Below are 3,078 nucleotides of genomic sequence, written 5' to 3' on the forward strand. Positions count from 1 at the left end.
AAGCAATTTAAAACACCAATTTCAGATTTTGGAGCTATTAAAATAAAACTAGCAGAAATGGCTACCAATGCCTATGCTGGAGAATCTGCCACTTATAGAGCAGCTAAAAATATAGAAGACCGTATTGCTCTACGTGAAGCAGCAGGAAATACACATCAGGAAGCAGAACTTAAAGGAGTCGAAGAATATGCAATAGAATGCTCTATACTAAAAGTAGCCGTTTCAGAAGATGTGCAAAATTGTGCAGATGAAGGTATCCAGATTTTTGGAGGAATGGGCTTCTCTGAAGAAACACCAATGGAAGCAGCATGGAGAGATGCGCGTATTGCTCGTATCTATGAAGGGACTAACGAGATTAACAGAATGTTGTCTGTTGGAATGTTAGTAAAGAAAGCTATGAAAGGGCATGTAGACTTATTAGGACCTGCAATGGCCGTACAAGAAGAATTAATGGGTATTCCTTCTTTTGAAACGCCAGATTATTCAGAATTATTTTCTGAAGAAAAAGCAATGATAGCTAAACTTAAAAAAGTATTTTTAATGGTTGCTGGAGCTGCTGTTCAAAAATTTGGACCAGAAATGGAACAACACCAGCAATTATTAATTGCGGCTGCCGATATTTTAATTGAAATTTATATGGCAGAATCTACAATTTTGAGAACTGAGAAAAACGCAAAACGTTTTGGAGAGAAAGAACAAGCTGTACAAATTGCAATGTCTAAGCTATATTTATACAATGCTGTAAGTATTGTGGAAGGAAAAGGAAAAGAAAGTATTATTTCTTTTGCTGAAGGAGACGAGCAACGTATGATGCTTATGGGACTTAAACGTTTCACTAAATATACAAATTACCCAGATATCGTAGACTTACGTAACGAGATCGCAGAAAAAGTTAAAGCAGAAAACAAGTACTGCTTTTAATTTAGTTTTAATTATTATTAAAAAAGCTGTTTCAAATATTTGAAGCAGCTTTTTTTGTTATATTTAGAATCTATCAACTAAAAAACTTATTAAATTATAAAAAAACGTTTCTTTTGAAACGTTTTTTCTATTTGAATCTACTACAAAACACATTTACTATAAATAGCGATTCGTTTAATTAAACAATAAAACTTATTTTTTATATTAAATTTGTGCAAACCCCATTTATTAACTAAAAAAATGAAAATGAAAAAACTCTCCTTTTTTATAATAGTACTTTTAATGGTATTTAACCTACAGTCTTGTAAACAAGATAAAGACACCAATGGGAAGTTAAAAAAACCACTACTTCAAGCAGAAAATAAAGAAAAAGAAAATCATAATCCAGATAAACATGCGAGATGGACACCAGAACAAGCTGCTCGTCATCAAGAAATATTAGCCAGATTATCTAAAACAGTTAAACCTTCATCTAGTAAAAATAATTTACTAAGTAATATTTACGCAAATGGAACATTAACAGGAAACTGGTTAAATAGAGGTCCAAAAAACATGCCTGGAGCATTTAAATTTGCAGAAATGTTAGATGGTACAGATACCATGTATGCTGTTACTTTAAATCATTATGCAGGAGAATATAATTCTAAATCTTATATATATAAAGGAACAGTATATAATCCAAACACTGGCACTGGAGGCGACGATTTTCAATTATTAACGGCAAGTTGGCCAAATAGATATGAAAATTTAATGGTATTTAATATGAGTGGAACAGTTAGGCTTATTGCTCATATAGAAAACGGCCCATTATACTATTCAGATGATGATGGGGCTACATGGACACTTTCAAACGGGCTTCCTTCAACTAATACTAGTTCTACAATAAATAGACAAGATAACAACACAATATATGTTACAGATAACTCTGCAATATATATTTCTACAGATTTTGGCGTTAATTTTTCATTACTCAAAAATTTTGGGACCTCTCTAAGCTCTTTTTTATATACGCCACGATATACAACTCAAGATGGTGCAAACAATATATACTTAGCAAGAAGTGGGGCAATGTATAAATTAAATGCCTCGCAAACAGACTTTGATGTTATGGGGTCTTATACCTCTTCGCACGGCAATAATGCCTTTAGTATTGGAGGAGATAGTAGTTTACTATACGTAACAGAAAATAAAAATTACTGGGTTTCTAATGATGAAGGTGTTACTTGGACACCAAAATTTCCACATGGTAACTGGTATGGAGATCTTAGTGGAAAAATGGATGCCGGTAAATTCTTTGCTGCACATCCAGAAAATCCTAATATTTGCTTAGGTGGTTATGCTATACCTATTATATCTACAAATGCCTTGAATTCTGTTTTAACAGACGAAACTGGTTGGGGTTGGTATCAAAATGGAACTAACTTATCTCCAACAGATTATCAAAATCGAATTCGATTTAACTATCATCCAGACTTTCAATCATCACATTTTTTCTATAATAGCAGCGGAGATTTATTTTCGGCAAGATGTTCAGATGGAGGTGTTTTCATTTCTTATAAAGAATGGTCCGATTTTCCAGCTTCAGGTGTCGGATATGATAACTCTGGATATGCTAATGCTCATTTTATTAACTTAAATGTATTAAATACTATTACTCCTCTAGTGTACAGAGATTGTTTATTTACTGGTATTAATGATACAAATCATATTAATTACGGAACGCAAGACCAAGGTTCGCAAAGTATTATTCCTGGAACTAGTGGAGACGTCTTAGATTTTTACCAATCTATAGGCGGAGATGGGCCTTCCATAGATAGTTACGATGGAGAAAATGCATGGAAATGGTCTAGACAAGGAGATAAAGTATGGTCGCCTGTAAATGTATATTCAAGTGGAGGTGCCTTTCAATCAATTGGCTCTATAAATTCTCAATTTAATTCTAGTCAAACAGTAAACTTCAGTTCAGATACAGAAATGGGATGGGTTCAAACTTACATAGACCACCATGATCCAGATAAAAGAATATGGATGCTATCTCAAAGTTTGCACAGAGCAGAATGGAATGGGTCTAATTTATCTGGGCATACTGTAGATAAAGGAGATAACCAAATTGCAGCACTGGCTCAAGGAACTGTAAACCCCAATAAAATATACATG

General features: G+C 33.5%; 2 protein-coding genes. Both read left to right on the forward strand.

The features are described from left to right. The coding region (locus tag ACVC2P_RS15775) for an acyl-CoA dehydrogenase family protein (RefSeq protein ID WP_452599415.1) at positions 1–921 on the forward strand (921 nt) is incomplete at its 5' end. Positions 922–1,167: 246 nt separating this feature from the next. After that, on the forward strand, positions 1,168–3,078 hold a 1,911-nt coding region (locus tag ACVC2P_RS15780; protein WP_452599416.1), incomplete at its 3' end, for a WD40/YVTN/BNR-like repeat-containing protein.

It is taken from the genome of Pontimicrobium sp. MEBiC01747 (assembly GCF_053601635.1).